The 18,615-nt window shown below is 70.2% G+C and carries 20 protein-coding genes and 1 pseudogene; 12 read left to right on the top strand and 9 right to left on the bottom strand.

The annotated features are described in order from the left end of the window. Nucleotides 1-90 precede the first annotated feature (90 nt). The 8 genes from LLS1_RS03430 (at nucleotide 91) to LLS1_RS03395 (ending at nucleotide 8,618) form a co-directional block, all read left to right on the top strand. Nucleotides 91-1,977, top strand: coding sequence for a glycoside hydrolase family 2 protein (locus tag LLS1_RS03430; protein WP_308443784.1), 1,887 nt, complete (start codon nucleotides 91-93; stop codon nucleotides 1,975-1,977). 98 nt (nucleotides 1,978-2,075) lie between these two features. Then, nucleotides 2,076-3,380, top strand: coding sequence for an ABC transporter substrate-binding protein (locus LLS1_RS03425; RefSeq protein ID WP_226653619.1), 1,305 nt, complete (start codon nucleotides 2,076-2,078; stop codon nucleotides 3,378-3,380). Then, the gene (locus tag LLS1_RS03420; RefSeq protein WP_226653618.1) at nucleotides 3,377-4,321 is read left to right on the top strand and encodes a carbohydrate ABC transporter permease; all 945 of its coding nucleotides are present in this window, start codon (nucleotides 3,377-3,379) and stop codon (nucleotides 4,319-4,321) included. Before LLS1_RS03425 ends, LLS1_RS03420 begins: the two co-directional genes overlap by 4 nt. Further along, nucleotides 4,318-5,247 (top strand): carbohydrate ABC transporter permease, encoded by a 930-nt coding sequence (locus LLS1_RS03415; protein WP_226653617.1) that lies wholly within the window; start codon nucleotides 4,318-4,320, stop codon nucleotides 5,245-5,247. The genes LLS1_RS03420 and LLS1_RS03415 overlap by 4 nt, the downstream gene beginning before the upstream one ends. Then, nucleotides 5,244-5,846: a hypothetical protein gene (locus LLS1_RS03410; protein ID WP_226653616.1), complete on the top strand. Its 603-nt coding sequence runs from the start codon at nucleotides 5,244-5,246 to the stop codon at nucleotides 5,844-5,846. The genes LLS1_RS03415 and LLS1_RS03410 overlap by 4 nt, the downstream gene beginning before the upstream one ends. Then, a complete protein-coding gene (locus tag LLS1_RS03405; RefSeq protein ID WP_226653615.1) occupies nucleotides 5,843-6,979 on the top strand; it encodes a Gfo/Idh/MocA family protein in 1,137 nt (378 codons plus the stop codon). The genes LLS1_RS03410 and LLS1_RS03405 overlap by 4 nt, the downstream gene beginning before the upstream one ends. After that, entirely contained in the window at nucleotides 6,976-7,887 is a 912-nt protein-coding gene (locus tag LLS1_RS03400) for a PmoA family protein (protein ID WP_226653614.1), read from the top strand. Before LLS1_RS03405 ends, LLS1_RS03400 begins: the two co-directional genes overlap by 4 nt. Beyond that, nucleotides 7,884-8,618, top strand: a complete 735-nt coding sequence (locus LLS1_RS03395; protein ID WP_226653613.1) for a cupin domain-containing protein — start codon at nucleotides 7,884-7,886, stop codon at nucleotides 8,616-8,618. The genes LLS1_RS03400 and LLS1_RS03395 overlap by 4 nt, the downstream gene beginning before the upstream one ends. A 125-nt stretch (nucleotides 8,619-8,743) precedes the next feature. Here LLS1_RS03395 and LLS1_RS03390 read toward each other — a convergent pair whose 3' ends face one another. The 3 genes from LLS1_RS03390 to LLS1_RS03380 all read right to left on the bottom strand — a co-directional run bounded on the left by LLS1_RS03390 (nucleotide 8,744) and on the right by LLS1_RS03380 (nucleotide 11,131). After that, entirely contained in the window at nucleotides 8,744-9,697 is a 954-nt protein-coding gene (locus LLS1_RS03390; RefSeq protein ID WP_226653612.1) for an isoprenylcysteine carboxylmethyltransferase family protein, read from the bottom strand. Nucleotides 9,698-9,761: 64 nt separating this feature from the next. Continuing rightward, the gene (locus LLS1_RS03385; protein ID WP_226653611.1) at nucleotides 9,762-10,742 is read right to left on the bottom strand and encodes a cation diffusion facilitator family transporter; all 981 of its coding nucleotides are present in this window, start codon (nucleotides 10,740-10,742) and stop codon (nucleotides 9,762-9,764) included. After that, entirely contained in the window at nucleotides 10,739-11,131 is a 393-nt protein-coding gene (locus tag LLS1_RS03380) for a metalloregulator ArsR/SmtB family transcription factor (RefSeq protein WP_226653610.1), read from the bottom strand. The genes LLS1_RS03385 and LLS1_RS03380 overlap by 4 nt, the downstream gene beginning before the upstream one ends. Before the next feature lie 71 nt (nucleotides 11,132-11,202). On the opposite strand from LLS1_RS03380, the gene LLS1_RS03375 reads away from it, so the two are divergent. After that, complete coding sequence (locus LLS1_RS03375) at nucleotides 11,203-11,622, top strand: hypothetical protein (protein ID WP_226653609.1); 420 nt, start codon at nucleotides 11,203-11,205, stop codon at nucleotides 11,620-11,622. Between the two features lie 21 nt (nucleotides 11,623-11,643). Here the strand turns inward: LLS1_RS03375 and LLS1_RS03370 are convergent, their stop codons facing one another. From LLS1_RS03370 to LLS1_RS03360, 3 genes are all read right to left on the bottom strand, one after another. Next, nucleotides 11,644-12,213, bottom strand: a complete 570-nt coding sequence (locus LLS1_RS03370) for a YbhB/YbcL family Raf kinase inhibitor-like protein (protein WP_226653608.1) — start codon at nucleotides 12,211-12,213, stop codon at nucleotides 11,644-11,646. A gap of 59 nt (nucleotides 12,214-12,272) precedes the next feature. After that, nucleotides 12,273-12,698 (bottom strand): MarR family transcriptional regulator, encoded by a 426-nt coding sequence (locus LLS1_RS03365; RefSeq protein ID WP_226653607.1) that lies wholly within the window; start codon nucleotides 12,696-12,698, stop codon nucleotides 12,273-12,275. Between the two features lie 62 nt (nucleotides 12,699-12,760). Further along, on the bottom strand, nucleotides 12,761-13,507 hold the full coding sequence (locus LLS1_RS03360; RefSeq protein ID WP_226653606.1) for a phosphotransferase: 747 nt from the start codon (nucleotides 13,505-13,507) through the stop codon (nucleotides 12,761-12,763). Between the two features lie 155 nt (nucleotides 13,508-13,662). On the opposite strand from LLS1_RS03360, the gene LLS1_RS03355 reads away from it, so the two are divergent. Beyond that, nucleotides 13,663-14,574, top strand: coding sequence for a patatin-like phospholipase family protein (locus tag LLS1_RS03355; protein ID WP_226653605.1), 912 nt, complete (start codon nucleotides 13,663-13,665; stop codon nucleotides 14,572-14,574). Nucleotides 14,575-14,590: 16 nt separating this feature from the next. On the opposite strand, the gene LLS1_RS03350 is transcribed toward LLS1_RS03355, so the two are convergent. The 3 genes from LLS1_RS03350 to LLS1_RS03340 form a co-directional block, all read right to left on the bottom strand. Then, on the bottom strand, nucleotides 14,591-15,001 hold the full coding sequence (locus tag LLS1_RS03350) for an arsenate reductase ArsC (RefSeq protein ID WP_226653604.1): 411 nt from the start codon (nucleotides 14,999-15,001) through the stop codon (nucleotides 14,591-14,593). Between the two features lie 55 nt (nucleotides 15,002-15,056). Beyond that, a complete protein-coding gene (locus tag LLS1_RS03345) occupies nucleotides 15,057-15,932 on the bottom strand; it encodes a metalloregulator ArsR/SmtB family transcription factor (RefSeq protein ID WP_264186810.1) in 876 nt (291 codons plus the stop codon). 71 nt (nucleotides 15,933-16,003) lie between these two features. Then, nucleotides 16,004-17,314 carry an NAD(P)-binding domain-containing protein gene (locus LLS1_RS03340; RefSeq protein ID WP_226653602.1) on the bottom strand — a complete coding sequence of 437 codons (1,311 nt, stop codon included), beginning with the start codon at nucleotides 17,312-17,314 and terminating at the stop codon, nucleotides 16,004-16,006. A gap of 82 nt (nucleotides 17,315-17,396) precedes the next feature. Between LLS1_RS03340 and LLS1_RS03335 the strand changes: the two genes are divergently transcribed. Next, on the top strand, nucleotides 17,397-17,753 hold the full coding sequence (locus tag LLS1_RS03335) for a metalloregulator ArsR/SmtB family transcription factor (RefSeq protein WP_226653601.1): 357 nt from the start codon (nucleotides 17,397-17,399) through the stop codon (nucleotides 17,751-17,753). After that, nucleotides 17,750-18,238 (top strand): annotated as a pseudogene (locus LLS1_RS03330) (N-acetyltransferase family protein). The gene LLS1_RS03335 and the pseudogene LLS1_RS03330 overlap by 4 nt, the downstream one beginning before the upstream one ends. Nucleotides 18,239-18,615 lie beyond the last annotated feature (377 nt).

Here is an 18,615-nt window from a genome sequence, read left to right as displayed (position 1 = left end):
AGTTTATCGTTGAACTATCGTCATGGTTCAACGTGGAACCATTGATCCGGTCCCGCGACGAGCACAGCAGCGGACGAAGGAGTCAGACGGGTGTCAGGAACGGTCGACGGGTCAGGGACGGCAGCGCTGCGCGCGAGCCGGATGGAGACGGCGCGTCCGCGCCCCCAGCTGCTGCGCGCCTCCTTCCGGGGGATCGACGGCGACTGGGGATTCGGGTTCGACGACGACGATCGCGGGCTCGTCGACGGCTGGGCGGACGGCCGGGCCCTCCCGCGGACGATCACCGTCCCCTTCCCGCCGGAATCGGTCGACTCGGGCATCAACGACACCGGCTACCACCCGATCGTCTGGTACCGCAGGGAGCTCGCCGCGGCCGACCTAACGGCAGCAGGGCACGTCGCGGGGAATCGACTTCTCGTCCACTTCGGCGCCGTCGATCACCAGGCGCGCGTGTGGGTGGACGGGCAGGAGGTCGGCCGTCACACGGGTGGGCACACGCCGTTCACGGTGGACGTCACCGATGCGCTCGACGGCGATTCCGACACGCACGCCCTCGTCGTCCGCGCCGAGGACGACCCGCACGACATCGCGCAGCCTCGCGGCAAGCAGGACTGGCGGGAGTCGCCGCACAGTATCTGGTACCACCGCACCACGGGCATCTGGCAGCCGGTCTGGCTCGAATCGGTGCGTCCGCAGCATGTGACCGCCCTCTGGTGGACGAGCGACCAGAGCGTCGGCACCGTCACGGTGGAGATCGAGCTGAGCCGGCGGGCGGAGGCGGCCATACGGGTGGTCGTCGCCCACGGCGACCGCATCCTGGGCTCCACGCGCACCGTCGTGAACGACACCACCGCGACCGTCACCCTTCCGCTCGCCGGTCAAGGGAACGGTCAGGAGTTCGAGCGGCTGCTGTGGTCGCCCGCGTCGCCCACGCTGCTCGACGCCTGGGTCCACGTCGATGTCGACGGTGTCGAGCAGGATGTGGTGGCGAGCTACCTCGGACTGCGCTCGGTGCGCTGCACGGACGGGGCCTTCCTGCTGAACGAGCGTCCCCTCGTCCTCCGCTCCGTGCTCAGCCAGGGATACTGGCCGGACTCGCACCTGGCCGCTCCCTCGGGCGACGCCCTCCGCCGTGAGGCGGAGCTGATCGGCGAGCTCGGCTTCAACGCCGTGCGCGTGCACCAGAAGGTAGAGGACGATCGATTCCTGTACTGGGCCGACCGGCTCGGGCTGCTGGTCTGGGGCGAGATGCCGGCGACCTACGCGTTCGACAACCGCTCGGTGCGACGGACCATCGCCGAGTGGGGGGAGGCGGTCCTGAGGGACCGCAGCCACCCCAGCATCGTGACCTGGGTGCCCCTCAACGAGAGCTGGGGAGTGCAGCACATCGCAGCGCGTCCCGATCAGCGCGCGTTCGCGGAGGCGCTCTACCAGCTGACACGGGCACTGGACCCCACCCGGCCGGTCATCTCGAACGACGGCTGGGAGCTCGGCACGTCCGACCTGTGGACGCTGCACGACTACGAGCCCGATGGCGACGTGCTGCGCCGCCGTTACGCCGTCGACGACGACGCGCTCCGCACGTACATCGCCGGCATCGGTCCGGCGGGCCGGCGGATCCGTCTCCCCGGGACGGTCGACGACGGCCAGCCGATCATGCTGACCGAGTTCGGCGGCGTCGCCTGGGCGGCCGATGAGAGCCCGGCGGACTCCTGGGGCTACTCCGAGGCGGTCGGCCCGGCCGACTACGCCGAACGCGTCACCGCGATCCTCACGGCCGTGCAGGCATCCACCCGCGGGCACCGGGGACGTCCGGACGGCCTCGCCGGCTGGTGCTGGACGCAGCTCACGGACACGATGCAGGAGCGCAACGGCCTGCTCACGGAGCGGCGGGAGCCGAAGCTCCCTCTGGGCCGCCTCCGCGCCCTGATCTCCGGTGATGAGAGGACGGCGGCCGGCGTCGTCGCAGGCGGCTGAGCCGCGGCGGCCATCCACAGACCACGACACCGGATGCGTGCGGCGATCCGCCCGCATCCACCAGGGCGGACCCGCCCGACTCGATGAGGAGGAAACACATGTCACGAAGGATCGCAGCGAGCCTCGCGATCGCCGCCGCGGCCGCGCTCGCCCTTGCCGGTTGCAGCGGCGGGGGCGCCGCGAAGCCCGCGGACGTCACATTCGACAAGGACACGAAGGCCGAGATCTCGTTCTCCTGGTGGGGCAACGACGACCGCGCCGCCCGGTTCGAGCAGGCCATCGCGGGATTCAACAAGGAGTATCCGAACGTCAAGGTCGTCCGGAACTTCAACGCGTGGGGCGACTACTGGACCGCCCGCAACACCGAGGCCGCCGGACACGCGCTGCCGGATGTCGTGATGATGGACGCCGGCTACCTGGGGGAGTACGCGAGCAAGGGGCTCCTGCTCGACCTGACTCCCTACCGCGAGAACCTCCTCCCCTTGAAGGGCGTCGCCGACAACGTGCTCGGCTCGGGGACGGTGGACGGCAAGCTCGAGAGCGTCCCGCTCGGCACGAACGCCTGGTCGATGATGTACAACAAGGACATCCTCGACAAGCTCGGGATCGCGTACCCGACGGGCGACATGACCTGGGATCAGCTCGACGCCTTCATCAAGACGGTCGACGCGGCGGGCGCCTCGTCGGATCCGAAGATCTACGGCGCTGAGGACTACACCGGCGGGTTCCCGAACTTCATCTACCACCTGATGCAGGAGAAGAACCCCGTCTTCAAGAAAGACGGCACCCCCGCGTTCAGCAAGAAGGACGTGATCTCCTTCCTCGACAGCGCCGCGAGCCTGCGCAAAGCCGGAGCCTTCTATCCGATCGACCGGAGCATCGCGCTCTCGCCGTCCGGCGGCTTCCTGGCGGGCGAGTCCGCGATCTGGTTCAACTTCTCCACCACGGTCCTGCAAGGGATGACGGACGCCGGAACCGAGAACATCGGCATGGTCACGCCGCCGCTCGCCGACGGCGAGAAGACGCACATCCTCGCCCCGAAGCCCAGCATGCTGCTCAGCGTCTCGGCCAACTCGAAGCAGCCGGAGGCGGCCGCGGCGCTGGTCGACTACCTCGTCACATCGCCCGATGTCGCCAAGATCTTCGGGACGTCGCTGGGGACACCGGCGACCCAGGCGGGTCGCGACGCGATCGACCAGCAGCCCGCCGACACGGTGAACCTCGACTATCTCGACTCGATCTCGAAGGAGCTCACCGCGAGCTATCCGATCCTGCCCTCCGGGTACGGCACGATCGAGGCGAAGTGGGGCGACCTGCACGAGCAGCTGCAGTACGGGCAGATCACCAGCAAGCAGTTCGCCGACGAGCTCTTCTCCGAGATGTCGCTGGCACTCGGCTCATGACGACGGCAACGGCTCTCCGTGCCGCGCCACCGCGGCGCGGCACGGCCCGCACGCGACGCGAGGCGCGGGCCGGATACGCGTTCCTCAGCCCCTGGCTGATCGGATTCGTGGCGCTGACCGCTGGTCCGATGCTCGCCTCGCTGTACCTGTCCTTCACGAACTACAACCTGTTCGCGGCCCCGAAGTTCATCGGCCTCGACAACTACACCCGGTTGTTCGCCGATCCCAACTTCCTCCAAGCGGTGAAGGTCACGGGGCTGTACGTGCTCGTCGGGACGCCGCTGAAACTGCTTGCGGCCCTCGCGGTGGCGATGCTGCTGAACCAGCCGCGGCGCGGGCAAGGGTTCTACCGCTCGGCGTTCTACCTGCCCTCCCTCATCGGCGGGAGCGTGTCGATCGCGATCGTGTGGAAGGCGATGTTCATCGACGATGGGATCGTCGCCCAGATCGGCTCGTTCTTCGGCGGACCTCCCGCCGCGGAGGGCGGCTGGGTGGGCGATCCCTCCCGCACCCTCCCGATGCTGATCCTGCTCACGGTGTGGCAGTTCGGCGCCCCGATGGTGATCTTCCTCGCCGGACTGAAGCAGGTGCCCGCAGAGCTGTACGAGGCGGCGGCGGTGGACGGCGCGGGACCGGTGCGCCGGTTCTTCTCGGTGACCGTCCCGATGCTCTCGCCGGTGCTGTTCTTCAACCTGCTGCTGGAGACGATCCACGCTTTCCAGGTCTTCAACTCGGCCTACATCATCTCCAACGGCAGCGGCGGGCCCGCGGGCTCGACCCTCTTCTACACGCTGTACCTCTACCTGCGCGGCTTCCGTGACTTCCAGATGGGCTACGCGTCCGCGATGGCCTGGGTGCTCGTCGTCGCGGTCGGCATCGTCACGGTCATGCTGTTCCGGACGTCGAAAGCGTGGGTGCACTATGCGGGAGACGAGCGATGAGCGCAACGCCTACCGAGACCACGGCGGTCGTCGCAGCCGACACCGCACAACGCACTCCGCCCGGCATCACCCCGCCGAGACGCCCACGCCGGCGCGGCCTCGGGAAGTCGGTGGTGTTCCACGTCTTCGCCGTCGCCGTCCTGATCGTGATCCTCTACCCGGCGGTGTGGATGCTGATGTCGTCTTTCAAGCCGGGGAACGAGATCATCGGCTCGGTCGATCTCATCCCCAAGAACGGCGGCCTTCAGAACTACGTCACGGCATTGAAGGGCATCGGCGGGATCTCGTTCTGGACCTTCGTCGCGAACTCGCTGATCCTGGCCGTGGCCTCTGTCGCGGGCGTCGTGCTCTCCTGCTCCGTGACGGCGTACGCGTTCGCACGGATCAGCTTCCCGGGCCGAGGCCTGTTCTTCGCCTGCATGATCGCGACGATGCTGCTGCCGTTCCACGTCGTGATCATCCCGCAGTACATCGTGTTCAACCAGCTCGGCATGATCAACACGTACTGGCCACTGCTGCTCGGCAAGTTCCTGGCGGCGGACGCCTTCTTCGTGTTCCTCATGATCCAGTTCATGCGCGGGTTGCCGCGGGAGCTGGACGAGGCGGCGCGGATCGACGGCGCCGGGCACGTGCGCACGTTCACGTCGGTCATCCTGCCGCTCATGAAGCCGGCGCTCGTGACCAGCTCGATCTTCGCGTTCATCTGGTCGTGGAACGACTTCTTCGGGCCGCTGCTCTACCTCAAGGACCCGGGCACGTACACGATGCCGCTCGCTCTGCGGCTCTACGTCGACCAGACGTCGACCAGCGACTACGGCGCCCAGATGGCCATGGCCATCCTCGCGCTGCTACCGGTCGTCGTGTTCTTCATGGCCTTCCAGCGCTACCTCGTGGCCGGGGTCGCGACGCAGGGGCTGAAAGGATGACACGGGTCGACGACCTGCGCCGGTTCGGCGGCCGCGGCGTGGGAGCCTTCGGGGGGATGCTCGTCATCGGCCTCGGCATCACCGCGCTTTCGCTCCCGATCGTGACGATCGTGCCCGCGCTGGCCGCGGGGACCCGCCACCTGGACGAGCACGTGTCCGCAAAGCGGGACTCGGTCCGCGAGCTCGCGTCGCTCGGATGGGCCGCGATCCGCGGCGGCTGGCTGTTCGGCACGATCGCGGCCGCGGTGGTCGCGCTGCTGCTGCTCAATGTGGTGCTGGGCGTCGAGGGACTCGTCCCCGGGGGCGGCGTCCTGGCGGCCGTCAGCGGTGCGCTGGCCGTCGTCGCGGCCGTCACGGTCGGACGGGTGGCCGCCCGCTGGCAGCCCGGAGCCCGCTGGTCGCAGCTCTGGCGACGGCACCGGACCGATGCCATCACCGACCCGGTCGGGAGCCTGTTCGTGGTCGCCGGCCTGCTCGTCGCGGTCACCGTCGTCTGGATGCTCCCGCCCCTCATCGTCATCGCGCCCGGCCTCGTGGCCGTCGCGCTCGTCGCAGCGGAGCGACGTCGTCGCGCCGCCGCACAGGAAGGACACGAATGAACGCGCCTGAACCGGCGGGCGGCTCGCGCCCCGCCCCGATCCGCTCCGCGATCATCGGCACCGGCGGCATCGCCCACGCACATGCGCAGGCGATCGCCGCGCTCGGCGACCGGATGCGCCTGGTGGCCGTCTCCGACATCGACGAGGACCGTGCCGCAGCGTTCGCGGCCTCCGTCGGCGTCGAGCGCACCTATCCGTCCGCGACGGCACTGCTGGCCGCCGGGGGAGTGGATCTCGTCCACATCTGCACACCGCCGCAGACGCACGCCGCGCTGGCGATCGAAGCCATGCGGGCCGGGGTGCCCGCACTCGTGGAGAAGCCCACGGCCCTCAGCCTGGCCGAGGTCGACGAGATCGCGCGGGTCGAGTCGGAGACAGGGGTGCCGACCCTGACGGTTTTCCAGCACCGTTTCGGCGCCGCGGTGCGCCATCTCCGGCGCATGATCGCGGACGGGGAGCTCGGCCGAGCACTCGTCGCCACTTGCGAGACGCTCTGGTACCGTACCGACGACTACTTCGCGGTGCCCTGGCGCGGGCGCTGGGAGGTCGAAGGCGGGGGCCCGACGATGGGCCACGGCATCCACCAGTTCGACCTGCTCCTCGCGGTCCTCGGCCCGTGGGCGGAGGTCTCCGCGATCGCGGCGCGGCAGTCGCGCCCCACCGACACCGAGGACGTGTCCGCCGCTCTCGTCACCTTCGAGAGCGGTGCCGTCGCGACCGTCGTCAACTCGCTCGTCTCACCGCGGGAGAGCTCGCGTCTCCGCTTCGACTTCGAGTTCGCGACCGTCGAGGTGGAGCACGTGTACGGGTACACGACAGGGGACTGGACGCTGACGCCCGCGCCCGGGCATGAGGAGCTCTCCGCCCGCTGGGCCGCCGCCCCGCCCGCCGAGGAGACCAGTTCCCACCGGGACCAGTTCGCCGCGATCGCCGACGCCCTCGCGTCGGGCGAGCATCCGACGGTGGCCATCGACGATGCGCGCCGCACCCTCGAGTTCGCCGCGGCGACGTACGCGTCCGCCTTCCTGCGCACACCGATCGCGGCGGGCGCCATCGCCGACGACGACCCGTTCATGACGTCGATGAGCGGTGGACGCGTCCCCTGGGCGCCGGTGAAGGAGGTCGCGCGATGACCGCGCTGCGCGCCGTGCACGAGGTGGGCACCGCCGTGGCGGTGCTCGACGGCGACGTCGAGCTGTTCCGCTACGTGTACCGGCCCGAACATCCCCAGGTCGAGTCGCCGCGGCCCTACCTGCACCCGTTGCGCACGCGGAGCGGCGCGCTCGTCAGCCTCTACCGGCCGCACGACCACGTGTGGCACAAGGGCATCACCTGGTCGCTGCCGGTCGTCGAGGACGAGAACTTCTGGGGCGGTCCGACGTACGTGCACGGTCGCGGATACACCTCGCTCCCGAACAACGGCTCGCAGCGGCACCGCGGCGACCTCCGCGTGACCACCGAGGGGGACGCCGTCGTGCTGGATCACGAACTCGACTGGGTGACGCAGTCCGGCGAGCTCTGGTTCGCCGAGCGGCGAACGCTGAGCGCGACTCCGGTCTCGGATGATGCCTGGGCGCTGACGTTCGCGACCGCACTGCGCAACGTCCGCGGTGCCGACATCTCCCTCGGCTCGCCCACGACCCGAGGGCGCGAGAACGCCGGCTACGGCGGGCTGTTCTGGCGCGGTCCGCGGTCGTTCACCGGTGGCACCCTCGTCGCGCCGGGCGTGCGCGGCGGGGATGAGCTGCGCGGCCAGCGGCACGAGTGGATGGCGTTCGCCGGCCGGCATGACGAGACGGACGCCGCGTCCGTGCTGCTCATGCTCGACGACGCCTCCAACGTGCAACATCCCCCGCAGTGGTTCGCCCGCACCGCGGAGTTCGCCGCCCTCAATCCGGCGCAGTTCTTCAGCGAGGAGCACGTGGTGCCGGCGGACGGCCTCCTGCGGCTGCGCTACGGAGTCGGCGTCGCGAGCGGCACCGCGGACGACGCGCCCGCTCTCGCCGCAGCCGTACGGCAGGCGCTCGGGGCACGCCGATGACGCACCCCACCTTCCCCGGCGCGACCGGTGTCTCGCGTCTCGACGTCTACGACTCCCTCGCACCCGACGGGCTGGTCGGCGGCACACCGCACGTCCACCTCGTCTCCACCGAGGCATACGTGGTGACGGCCGGTCGCGGCAGGCTGATGACGATCGACGGCACCGGCCTCCGGGAGACCCCTCTCGCAGAGGGAGCGGTCGTCTGGTTCACGCCGGGCACCATCCACCGGGCGGTGAACGAGGGCGGCCTGCGCGTCGTCGTGCTGATGAGCAACGCCGGACTGCCCGAGGCGGGGGATGCCGTCATGACGTTCCCTCCCGAGGTTCTGGCGGATCCGGTCACCTACGCCGATGCCGCCTCCCTGGGAGACGGGGACGACGAATCCCGAGCGGCTCAGGCGATCCGGCGACGGGATCTCGCCGTCGCGGGCTTCTCCATCCTGCGCGACGCGGCGGAGGCGGGCGACCCGGCACCGCTCGCCGCCTTCTACGCCGCCGCCGCCCGCCTGGTGCGCGGCCGGGCACACGACTGGTCCGCCCTGATCGAGCGGGGGCCGCTCGCGCAGGCGAACCGGTCGCTCGAGCGGGTGCGCGCCCTCGCCGACGGCCTCGTCCCGTCCTACGACGATGCGACCGTGCGGACCGCGCCGCCCTCACCGGGAGCGCGCGGGTTCGGGATGTGCGGGCGTCTGCGCACCTACGATCTGCGCGGTGGGCCACGCCCCCGGTGACTCGGCGACGCCGCCGTCTCCTCCCCGGGCGAGGTCCGAGGCCGTAGACGATCCGGCCGGCGACCGGGATCGCGAGGAAGAAGATCCACGCCCGGACCCATCCGGCGTGCGTGCGCCTCGGATCGTCAGGGCGAGTGGACGGACTCGGGGGCGGCCGACCAGGGGGTGAGTCGTGGCAGCCAGCACCGCACCTGAGAGCGGTAGCGGGCGAACTGCCCGCCGAACCGCTCCTCGAGATCCTGTTCCTCGAACGGCCGCACCAGGTAGTTCCAGACGAGGGAACCGGCGATCGCATAGGCGAGGACGAGCCAGGAGCCGAGGAGGAGGCCCACCGCCACGCCCTGCGCGATGCCGGCGAGCGCCATCGGGTTGCGCAGCAACCGGTAGGGCCCGGCCACGACGAGCCGGTTGGGCATCGCCGCGGGCAGGGGAGTGCCGTCACCCCGCGTGGACATCGCGATCGCCGCCCAGATCCCGAGGGCGCTCATCAGCACGAGGAGGGCGAGGCCGACCGGTACCAGAACGGCAGAGGGCAGGGGCACGCGCAGGCCCCAGCGGTTCTCCGCCGCGGCGATGAGGAACGGGAGCACCACCAGGAACAGTCCCCAGAAGAGAACGATCTGGCCGAACGTCGCCGCGACGTGCGCTGCAACCGAACGCCGCCCACGCGCAGGGCGAAATGCGAACGGCCCCCGCACGAGCCACTCCGCGGGCAGCCTGCCGAGCAGGACCGCGCAGGAGGCGGCCGCCGAGCATCCCGCGGCGGCGATCATGAGCAGCACGCCCCAGCCTGCCTCGCCGGTGACGGTCGCGAAGAGCGCGAGAGCCGCAGTGACGACGACCGTCCATCCCGTCGCGACGGCGACCGCGACGCGGACGCCCGCCGCGGCGAGCGCCGATGCCCCGACGAAGAGCGGGATGTCGAGCACCGCGACAGCGATCGGGTCGAGGCTTCCCACCGTCGCCGAGCGCACCCACGGGACGCTGAACACCGCGACCCACCAGGCCGCACCGGCAACCGCCTGCAGCGCGAAGTAGGCCCGGCCCCACCGGGCCGGCAGCGTGAACGAGACCCCCACCGGCCACATTCTGGCGGCGACGCCCTGCCCGCGCAACGCGGCCCGCCGTCGTCGACGGCCGCCGTCAGCGCGGCACGATCTCCAGCGCGAGGTCGTCGAGGTTCGGCAGATGCGAGCAGGCCTGCGCCCGTGCCGCCGTGAGGGTGCGCTGCGCCTCGTCGAGCGACACGGCCTCCAGCGCGAGCCGTGCGTCGCCCTGCAGCCGGTGTCCTGCCCAGCGCAGACGCACGCGGGGGACGTCGGCGACACCCGGAGTGTCGCGGAGGGCGTGCTCCAGCCGTCCCACGAGCTCGGGTTCGATGCCGTCGAGCAGTCGGCGCCCGATGCTCCGGACCGTGCCCCACAGCAACACGATGATCGCCGCCGAGATCAGGAGGCCCACGATCGGGTCCGCCAGCGGGAAGCCCACGAGCACCCCGACGGCGCCGAGCACGACCGCGAGCGACGTGAACCCGTCGATGCGGGCGTGCACCCCGTCGGCGACGAGGGCCGCGGAGCCGATGCTCCGGCCGACGCGGATGCGGTATATCGCGACCGCCTCGTTGCCGGCGAAGCCGACCACGCCGGCTGCGACGACCCAGCCGAGGTTCTCGAGCGGCTGCGGGTGCAGGAATCGATCGATCGACTGCCACGCTGCGACGACGGCGGAGAGGGCCACGACGGCGATGATGAAGAGTCCCGCGAGATCCTCCGCCCTGCCGTACCCGTAGGTGTACCGCGCGGACGCGGCCCGGCGGCCCCAGACGAACGCCACCCACAGCGGAACGGCGGTCAGGGCGTCGGAGAAGTTGTGGACGGTGTCGGCCAGCAGCGCCACGGAGCCGCTGAAGGCCACCACGACGGCCTGGAGGAGCGTCGTCCCGAGGAGGACGAACAGGCTGATCCGCAGGGCCTTCACACCCTGCGTGCTCGCCTCGAGGGCATCGTCGATGGAGTCTGCGGCATCGTGCGTGTGCGGCACGAAGAGTTCGCGCAGGGCTCCCGTCAGACCCCCGGGGTGAGTGTGGTCATGGTCGTGGTCGTGCGGGTGTCCGTGGCCGTTCACGACAGACTCTCAGCGGACGTCGTCTCCGCGCGCGCGGCCTCCGCGTGGTGGTGCCGAGGGATCCCGCCGAGCGAATGCTCGGCCTGGAGGATCGCGTCGGTGACGAGTCGCGCCGCGTGCTCGTTCTCGAGCCGGTAGAAGACGCGCTGGCCTTCGTGCCGGGTCGTGACGATGCGCGCGAGCCGCAGCTTGGCGAGGTGCTGCGATACCGCCGCCGGCTGCTTGTCGAGGATGTCGGCGAGGTGGTTGACCGACAGTTCGCCGGCGTCCCGCAGCGCCAGGATGACCCGGACGCGCGTGGCGTCGGCCAGCATGCCGAACACCTCCACAGCGAGCTCGACATATTGGCTGTCGGGGAGTCGCCCACATATCGTCTTATCTGCATCCATACGCAGATTAAAAGCAGATCTGCACCCGCGGCGCAAGTGCAGGCGGTTTCCGCGGTGCTAGCGTGCTGTGTATGCACCGCCAGGGGAGGTCTCGACTCGCGCTGGGTGTTCTCGCGCTCGTCTCGGTCGGGCTCGCCGGCTGCGCTTCTCCCGGTCGATGCGGGCAGGCGATCAGTCCTCAACCCGACATCGAGGTGGACGTCCAGCCCTGGATCGACGCCCATCCGGAAACGAATGTGCGGGTGTGCGTCGGCGGCGATTGCACGACCGGCTACGCCGAAGTGTCGCTGTACGTACCCTTGTCGACACCGTGGGCCACCACCGGAACGTCGATCGAGGTCACCGCCGACGCCGTGCAGGGCGCCACCGTCACCTCCACGACCAGCACGACCGCGACGCTGCGCAATCTCGGGTGCGGGCAGCTCGGCGCGCGGCTGGAGCTCGACCGGCAGGGCGTGCTGCGCGCCGCGCGAGCGACTGCCGCTCCGTGAACCGGCGGGCGCTGCCGTCGCTCAGCAGGTCCGGGTGCCCGCCAGTGTTCCCGATGCCAAGACGTGGCCTGCCACGGCGGCCGGAAGACGGTCCGGGGATCCGATGGCGGCCATGTCGACCGGAGTGTCGAGCGCATACAGGTGGAAGCGGTACCGATGGGTGCCGTGGCCGGGCAGCGGTCGCGGACCGGCGTACTTCGCACGGCCGAAGAAGGTGGGCAGGAACCGGAGGGCGGGGTCGTCCGTGCGGAGCGCGCCCTCCGGGATCCCACTCGGTCGGGGCGCGAAGGCGACGATCGTGTGCAAGGCGGGAGCCGACCGCGGCGCGTCGACGTCTTCGAACACCAGCAGGAGATCCACGGTGCCTTCCGGCAGCGGGCTCCACGCCAGCGCCGGGGAGAGGTCCTTACCGATGAGCGGGCCGCAGAACCTCGCCGGGATGGCCTCGCCGTCGCGATAGGCGGGGGAGGTCAGCTCGATCGTGCCCGCCGCGCGGAACTCCGGCGCCTCGGCGAGACTGCGTGCGGCGTCCGGCCGGACGGAGCGGAGGGCTCGGCCGAGCGGCCAGATGAGGGCTTCGACGGGATGCATGGTCCTTCTTCCAGGGTTTCAGGGAAACGTTCGTCAGAGGGGTGTCGCGGTGTGCGGCTTCACGAATCCGCGAGCCGGAGGAGCAGAGCGGCGGCGCGCAGGATGTCCTGCCGCTCGTCGGCCGTGAGCTCCGCCAGCCGGGCGTTGAGCCAGTCGCGCCGGTGTCGCTGGGAGCTCGTCGCCGCCGCCGTTCCCGCAACGGTGAGTGTGAAGATCACGCGGCGACGGTCCTCGGTGTCACGCGCCTTGGACACCAGGCCCTGCTGTTCGAGCCGTCGCACCGTCTGGCTCATCGAGCCGAGCGTCACCCGGCCCGCCGAGGCGAGCTCGCTCAGGCTCTTCGGGCCCTGCTTCAGCAGGACGAGCAGGACGAGCAGCGCAGCGTCGGTCACCTCACCCTCCGCCCGCTCCGACCGGAAGCGACTGTGGATTCGCGTGACGGCACGGCGCAGCTCCGCACCGACCGCCTCGATATCCGCGCTCATGAAGCCCCTCTCGCTCCGGCCCCTCCGGATGCTGAGTACACCTTAGCAGTTAATTAGTACTACTAAGCGATTGCCGCCCGCCACACGGATTGGTGGGCGGCGACGTAACGCGTCACCGCCTCCCAGTGCGCCCCGTGTCCGCTCGCGTACATCGTTCCCCACGGTTCCCGGCCGGTCTCGTGGGCCGACCTCAGCAGCTCGTGCATCGCCGCCGCCCGCTCGTGCATGGCCCGGGGGAGGAGCTCCCGCATCCGAGCACTCGCGCCGTATCCGTCCACGAAGGCAGCGAGGCCGCGCGCTGCCTCGTGCGGCGGAGCGGTCACGTCGTTGAGCGTGAACGACTGGGCTGCGTACGCGAGGTCCCAGAGCGCGCTGCTCGGGCCGGCGCCGTCCCAGTCGATGAAGACCCAGCGCTCTCCGATCAGGAGGTTCCACGGCGCGAGGTCGTTGTGGCAGATCACGGAGGCGTCGGGCGGTGGCAGGAGGGTCTCCCACACGGCGTCGCGTCCGGGTGCGAAGTCGGCGCTCGCGTCGTGGATGGCGCGGACGAGTGCGCCGACCCTGCCGAGCTCGCCGAGTGTCAGCGGGGGAGCGTCGAGAGCCCGCCGACCCGGCACGAACTCCGTGATCTGCCGCCCCTGCTCGTCGCGCCCGAGGGGAACGGGGGCATCCACCCCCGCGGCCCGGAGGTGGGAGACGAACTCCGCGACGTGCGCCGAGGCCGCGGTCCACGGCTTGCGCACCGTGCCGCCCACGCGGACGACGGGTCCGCTCGCGTTGCCGCCGGCGAGCGGCTCTTCCTCGTCCACCTGACCCACAGTATGCTCATGCGAGAACGTGACACGATCCGAGGAGGTGAGCCCGATGCTCGAACAGTCCATTCCGGGCGCTCCGCGGAGCTCACGATCGCGCGACTGAGGTAACCGTCGCGGGAGCGCCTTCCTGTCTTCAGAAAGCTGCGCTCATGACCTCTTCGCAGAACGAACACCCCACCGGCACCGCCCTCGTCCTCGGCGGAGGCGGATCCGCCGGCAACGCCTGGCTGATCGGCGTGCTCGCCGGCCTCGCCGACGGCGGCGTCGACGTGACGGACGCCGACCTCGTCGTCGGAACCTCCGCCGGTGCCACCGCCGCCGCCCAGCTCGCCGGCGCCGACTCGCGTACACTGCTCGCCGCCATCCTGGACACCCCGCCCGTCCGGACCGACGGCCGAGGAGGCCCGCGCCCGACGGCCTCGACGCGGCCGAACTCTACGCACCTCGAGCGCACCGACGCCCTCATCGCCGCAGCCGCGGACCCGGCCGACATGCGCCGACGGATCGGCGCGGACGCCCTCGAGCTCGCCGCCGCGAATCCGGCCCTCCGGGACCGGTGGCGCTCCACGGTCGCAGCGCGCTTCCCCGGCCACGACTGGCCGGAGCGCCGCCTGCTGCTCACGGCGGTCGACGCCCGCTCCGGGGAGCCGATCGCCTTCGACCGGGCAAGCGGAGTCGACCTCGTCGACGCGGTCGCGGCGAGCACGTCCGGTGGCGCCGGCTATCGCATCGGGGAGCGCGACTTCGTCGACGGCGGCTACCGGACCAACGCGGACAACGCGGATCTGGCGGCGGGATACGACCGCGTCCTCATCCTGTCGCCGTTCGGAGGTCGCACCCGCCTCCCGCTCGCGTGGGGTCTCGATCTCGCGACTCAGACCGAGCGGCTACGCGCGGGCGGCAGCCGTGTCGAGACGATCTTCCCCGATGCCGCCGCCCGCGCGGCGTTCGGGGACGACATGATGAATCCGGCGACCCGGCCGCCCGCGGCGCGCGCGGGTCAGGCCCAGGGGAGGGTGGCGGCCGAGCTGGTCAGGGAGCTGTGGGCGGGTATCCGCTGACGCACCGAGAGCTGCATCAGGGTGCAGGGATCAGCTCGGCCAGCAACCCCTGCACGCGCCGCTTGATCTCGTCGCGGATCGGGCGGACCTCCTCGACAGGGCGCCCGGCGGGGTCGGTGAGGTCCCAGTCTTCGTAGCGCTTGCCGGGGAAGATCGGACAGGTGTCACCGCACCCCATCGTGATTACAACGTCGGACTCCTTCACGGCGTCCGTGGTGAGGATCTTCGGCTGCTCGCCCGCGATGTCGATGCCCTCTTCGGCCATGACCTGCACAGCCACCGGGTTGATCTGGTCTTTCGGCTCGGAGCCGGCGGAGAGGACCTCGAGGCGGCCTCCGGAAAGCTCACGCATGTACCCGGCGGCCATCTGGGAGCGGCCGGCGTTGTGGATGCAGACGAACAGGACTGTGGGCTTGGTGTCAGACATGGCGGGTCTCGCTTTCTCTCTCACAAGAAAGCATAGATGCGTGTCTATGGTTTTGCTAGTCGGCCGCTGCGGTGTTCACGAGCCGTTCAGCATCGATCCGGGCCAGGAGGTCACGAACCCGACTTTCGATGTCGTCGCGGATGCCGCGCACTGTGGCGAGGGGCTGGCCGACGGGGTCGGGGATGTCCCAGTCGAGGTATTCGCGGCCGGGGTAGATCGGGCAGGCGTCTCCGCAGCCCATCGTGATCACGTAGTCCGCAGCGCGGACCGCTTCGTCGGTCAGTGGCTTGGGGAACTCGCCGCCGAGCGGGATGCCGACCTCGTCGAGCACCGTGACGATCGTTGAGCGGACGGCGTCGGCGGGTTGGGAGCCGGCTGTGCGGACGACGACGCGGTCGCCGGCGAGCTGGCGCAGGATCGCGGAGGCGAGCTGCGAGCGGCCGGAGTTCTGCACGCACACGAAGAGCACCTCCGGCACGCCGGCGCGTTCGCCGGTTGAGCGGAGGAGTGCGTCGAGCCGGGAGACGGTGAACGCGCTGGTCAGCGACGCCCGGTTCTTGCGCCCGTCGAGCCGGTCGTAGCTGTCTCGCACGTACTGTTCGATGCTTTCGCGCGCGAGCACCCCGCGGTATCGGGTGGCGAGGTCCTCGACGATGCGGTCGAGTGCCGCGGCGTCGTCGGAGGGTTGTTCATCCCGGACGAGTTCCGCGACCCGGTCCAGCTGCTGCGGACTGATGGAGTACCAGGCGGTGCGGCCCTCTTGGGTTCGCTGCACCAGGCCCTCGTCGCGCAGCATCTTGAGGTGGTGGGAGACGGTCGGCTGCCGCAACTCCAGCGCCTCAGCCAGGCGAGTGACCGACCCACGGCCGTCCGGGGCGTCTAGCAGGAGGCGGAGGATGCGGGCGCGCGTGGGGTCACTGATGCGCTTCAAGCTCCGTAGCGCGTCCGGTTCCGGCACCCCACCCATAGATGCAAGTCTATGCGCAGGGTGCCGGAGTGTGGTCAGGAGCAGCAGGAGGACCCGGACGCGCCCGTCGAGCACACACCGGTCGCGGGCAGCACCAGCTGCACGTTGCGGGCAGCGGCGATGTCGCCGGCGAGGTAGGCGGTGATCGAACGGACCTGCTCGTAGCCGGTGGCGAGCAAGAAGGTGGGGGCGCGGCCGTAGGACTTCATCCCGGCGAGGAAGAAGTTCGGCTCGGGCTGCTGCAGCTCAGCGAACCCGTGCGGTTCGACGGTCCCGCAGGTGTGGACGTTCGGGTCGATCAGCGGCGCCAACCGTGCCGGCGCCTCCACAATGTCATCGAGGTCCAGGCGGATCTCGCGCAGCATGTCCAGGTTCGGGCGGAACCCCGTCGCATTCACCACCACGTCAGTGTCGTGCTCGACCAGTTCGCCGGCGCGCTGCCCGATCAGCCGGACACCGCTATCGCTCGGGGCGAGGCGCAGGATCTCGAACCGGTCAAGCCTCCGGATGACTCCCGAGTCGATCAGCCGGTCGACACGCTTGCCGATCGCGGAGCGGGCGGCGAGCTCGTCGTCCTCCGAGGTGGTGACCCGGACCGCGGTGGCGTTACGGATCAGCCAGGTGATCCGCGTCTCCGGCACCTCCCGCTTCAAGGCGGCGAGGTTCAGCAGCGTGTTCGCCGCCGAGTGTCCCGCGCCGACGACCGTGACCCGCCGGCCGGCGAACCGCTCCCGGTCGCGGCCGAGCACATCCGGGAGGGCGTGCGAGACGTGCTCGGCCACAGTCGGAAGGCCCAGCGGGTCGAGGCCGGAGGAGGCGAGGCTGTTCGGGGTGAGGTAGGTGCCGGATGCGTCGATGAGGGCACGCGCGGTGACCTCCTGGACGCCGCCAGCGTCGGTGATCCGAAGCAGGAAGGGCGTCTCGGCGCGGCCTGCGCTGCGGGTGCGGTCCATGCCCTCACGGCTGACCGCGTCCACGGTCACGCCATACCGGATACGGGAAGCGATCGCGTCCAGCTCCGAGAGCGGCCCCAGGTAGGCGCTGACGAACTCGCCGCCCGTCGGCAACGCAGTATCGGCCGGAGCCGTCCACCCCGTCGCTTGCAGCAGGCGGCTTGAGGCCGGGTCGATCAGGTGCCGCCACGGTGAGAAGAACGTGATGTGCGCCCACTTCTGAATGCTCGCTCCCGCATCCGCACCGGCCTCGTAGACGACGAAGTCGATGCCGCGCTCCACGAGGTTCGCGGCCGCAGCCAAACCGATCGGGCCGGCGCCGATGATGGCGACAGGCAGGCCGTCGAGTCGGCTGCTACGCACGACAGGGGTGCTCAGGTCGATGAGGGTCATCGCATCCTCCATTGATGTTCTTCGATGCGTTGAGTGTGCCCACATCCATCGAAGTTTGTCAATATTGCGATAGGATCAACTCATGAGCATGGCCGAGGCGCTTCCCCTCACCCCCGTCGGGGCGTGCTGCACGCCCGTCACGCAGGACGTGCTGTCCGCTGAGGATGCGGAGTCGATGGCGGTTGCTTTCAAGGCACTCGGTGACCCGACGCGCCTCCGCCTGCTGTCCATCGTCGCCGCCTCCGAAGGCGACGAGGCGTGCGTCTGCGACCTCACCGAGCCCGTGGGCCTCAGCCAGCCCACCGTGTCCCATCACCTGAAGATCCTCATGGACGCCGGCTACCTCACCCGCTCCAAGCGCGGCACCTGGGCCTACTATAAGCTCGTTCCCGGCAGCCTCGACCGGGTCTCCGTCCTGCTCGCCACCGCCACGGCATGACCATCCGCCCTTTCGCGCCACCTGACTGGCCAGAGGTCGAGCGCATCTACACAGAGGGCATCGCCACCGGCAACGCCACCTTCGAGAGCGCACCTCCGACCTGGTAGCAGTTCGACTCCGGCAAGCTCTCCATCGGACGCCTCGTGTCCTTCGACGATCAGGGAGTGACCGGGTGGGCTGCGGTGTCACCCGTCTCGGCACGCGACGTCTACCGCGGCGTCGTCGAGCACTCCGTCTACGTCGCAGAGCGCGCCCGAGGTCACGGCGTTGGCCGTGAGCTGCTCCAAAGGATGATCGGCGCCTGCGACGCCGCCGGCATCTGGACAATCCAGTCGAGCATCTTCCCCGAGAACCTGCCTAGCCTCCACCTCCACGCCGAGATGGGATTCCGCGTGGTCGGACGTCGCGAGCGAATTGCCTTCATGACATACGGCTCGTGGGCAGGGGAGTGGCGAGACACGATTCTCGTCGAACGACGAAGGTGAACGGGATCAATAGCCCGCGGTTCACCACCGAGCCCAACGACGGGCCCAGTGCGCTGTTTCGAGTAAAACTCACGGATCCTGCTGCAGCCGTCTGGCCCAAAGGCGGGAACCTGAACGCTCGCTCGGACAACTAGCTGCGGCGCGGGCGGCGCTCGCAAAGCGGATCCTCGGCGAGGGGCGGCTCCGCGTCGAAGGCGCCGGCAGCGTGTGGCGGGTGATGAGGGCGGATGACGGGGTGCTGGTCTCCACGATCGGGGACACCCTCTAGTCGGGGCGCATCCACGTCAGAGGGGACGACAGCTCCTTTAGTGGTGACCCTGCGTATTCCCGACCGGCGTATTCGTCGTAATCGAAGCCGGCGGCGAGGGCCTCAGTAG

Origin of the sequence: Leifsonia sp. LS1 (genome assembly GCF_020521355.1) — a bacterium.
In the GTDB taxonomy this organism is placed as follows: domain Bacteria; phylum Actinomycetota; class Actinomycetes; order Actinomycetales; family Microbacteriaceae; genus Leifsonia.
The sequence above is the reverse complement of the archived record's forward strand: the minus strand, read 5'-3'. Positions and strand labels throughout refer to the sequence as shown.

Bases quoted from the DNA above. Each gene is read 5' to 3' on its own strand.
- LLS1_RS03425 (WP_226653619.1), top strand. From the start codon at position 2,076: ATGTCACGAAGGATCGCAGCGAGCCTCGCGATCGCCGCCGCGGCCGCG.
- LLS1_RS03420 (WP_226653618.1), top strand. From the start codon at position 3,377: ATGACGACGGCAACGGCTCTCCGTGCCGCGCCACCGCGGCGCGGCACG.
- LLS1_RS03415 (WP_226653617.1), top strand. From the start codon at position 4,318: ATGAGCGCAACGCCTACCGAGACCACGGCGGTCGTCGCAGCCGACACC.
- LLS1_RS03410 (WP_226653616.1), top strand. From the start codon at position 5,244: ATGACACGGGTCGACGACCTGCGCCGGTTCGGCGGCCGCGGCGTGGGA.
- LLS1_RS03405 (WP_226653615.1), top strand. From the start codon at position 5,843: ATGAACGCGCCTGAACCGGCGGGCGGCTCGCGCCCCGCCCCGATCCGC.
- LLS1_RS03400 (WP_226653614.1), top strand. From the start codon at position 6,976: ATGACCGCGCTGCGCGCCGTGCACGAGGTGGGCACCGCCGTGGCGGTG.
- LLS1_RS03395 (WP_226653613.1), top strand. From the start codon at position 7,884: ATGACGCACCCCACCTTCCCCGGCGCGACCGGTGTCTCGCGTCTCGAC.
- LLS1_RS03380 (WP_226653610.1), bottom strand. From the start codon at position 11,131: ATGGATGCAGATAAGACGATATGTGGGCGACTCCCCGACAGCCAATAT.
- LLS1_RS03375 (WP_226653609.1), top strand. From the start codon at position 11,203: ATGCACCGCCAGGGGAGGTCTCGACTCGCGCTGGGTGTTCTCGCGCTC.
- LLS1_RS03370 (WP_226653608.1), bottom strand. From the start codon at position 12,213: ATGCATCCCGTCGAAGCCCTCATCTGGCCGCTCGGCCGAGCCCTCCGC.
- LLS1_RS03365 (WP_226653607.1), bottom strand. From the start codon at position 12,698: ATGAGCGCGGATATCGAGGCGGTCGGTGCGGAGCTGCGCCGTGCCGTC.
- LLS1_RS03355 (WP_226653605.1), top strand. From the start codon at position 13,663: ATGACCTCTTCGCAGAACGAACACCCCACCGGCACCGCCCTCGTCCTC.
- LLS1_RS03350 (WP_226653604.1), bottom strand. From the start codon at position 15,001: ATGTCTGACACCAAGCCCACAGTCCTGTTCGTCTGCATCCACAACGCC.
- LLS1_RS03340 (WP_226653602.1), bottom strand. From the start codon at position 17,314: ATGACCCTCATCGACCTGAGCACCCCTGTCGTGCGTAGCAGCCGACTC.
- LLS1_RS03335 (WP_226653601.1), top strand. From the start codon at position 17,397: ATGAGCATGGCCGAGGCGCTTCCCCTCACCCCCGTCGGGGCGTGCTGC.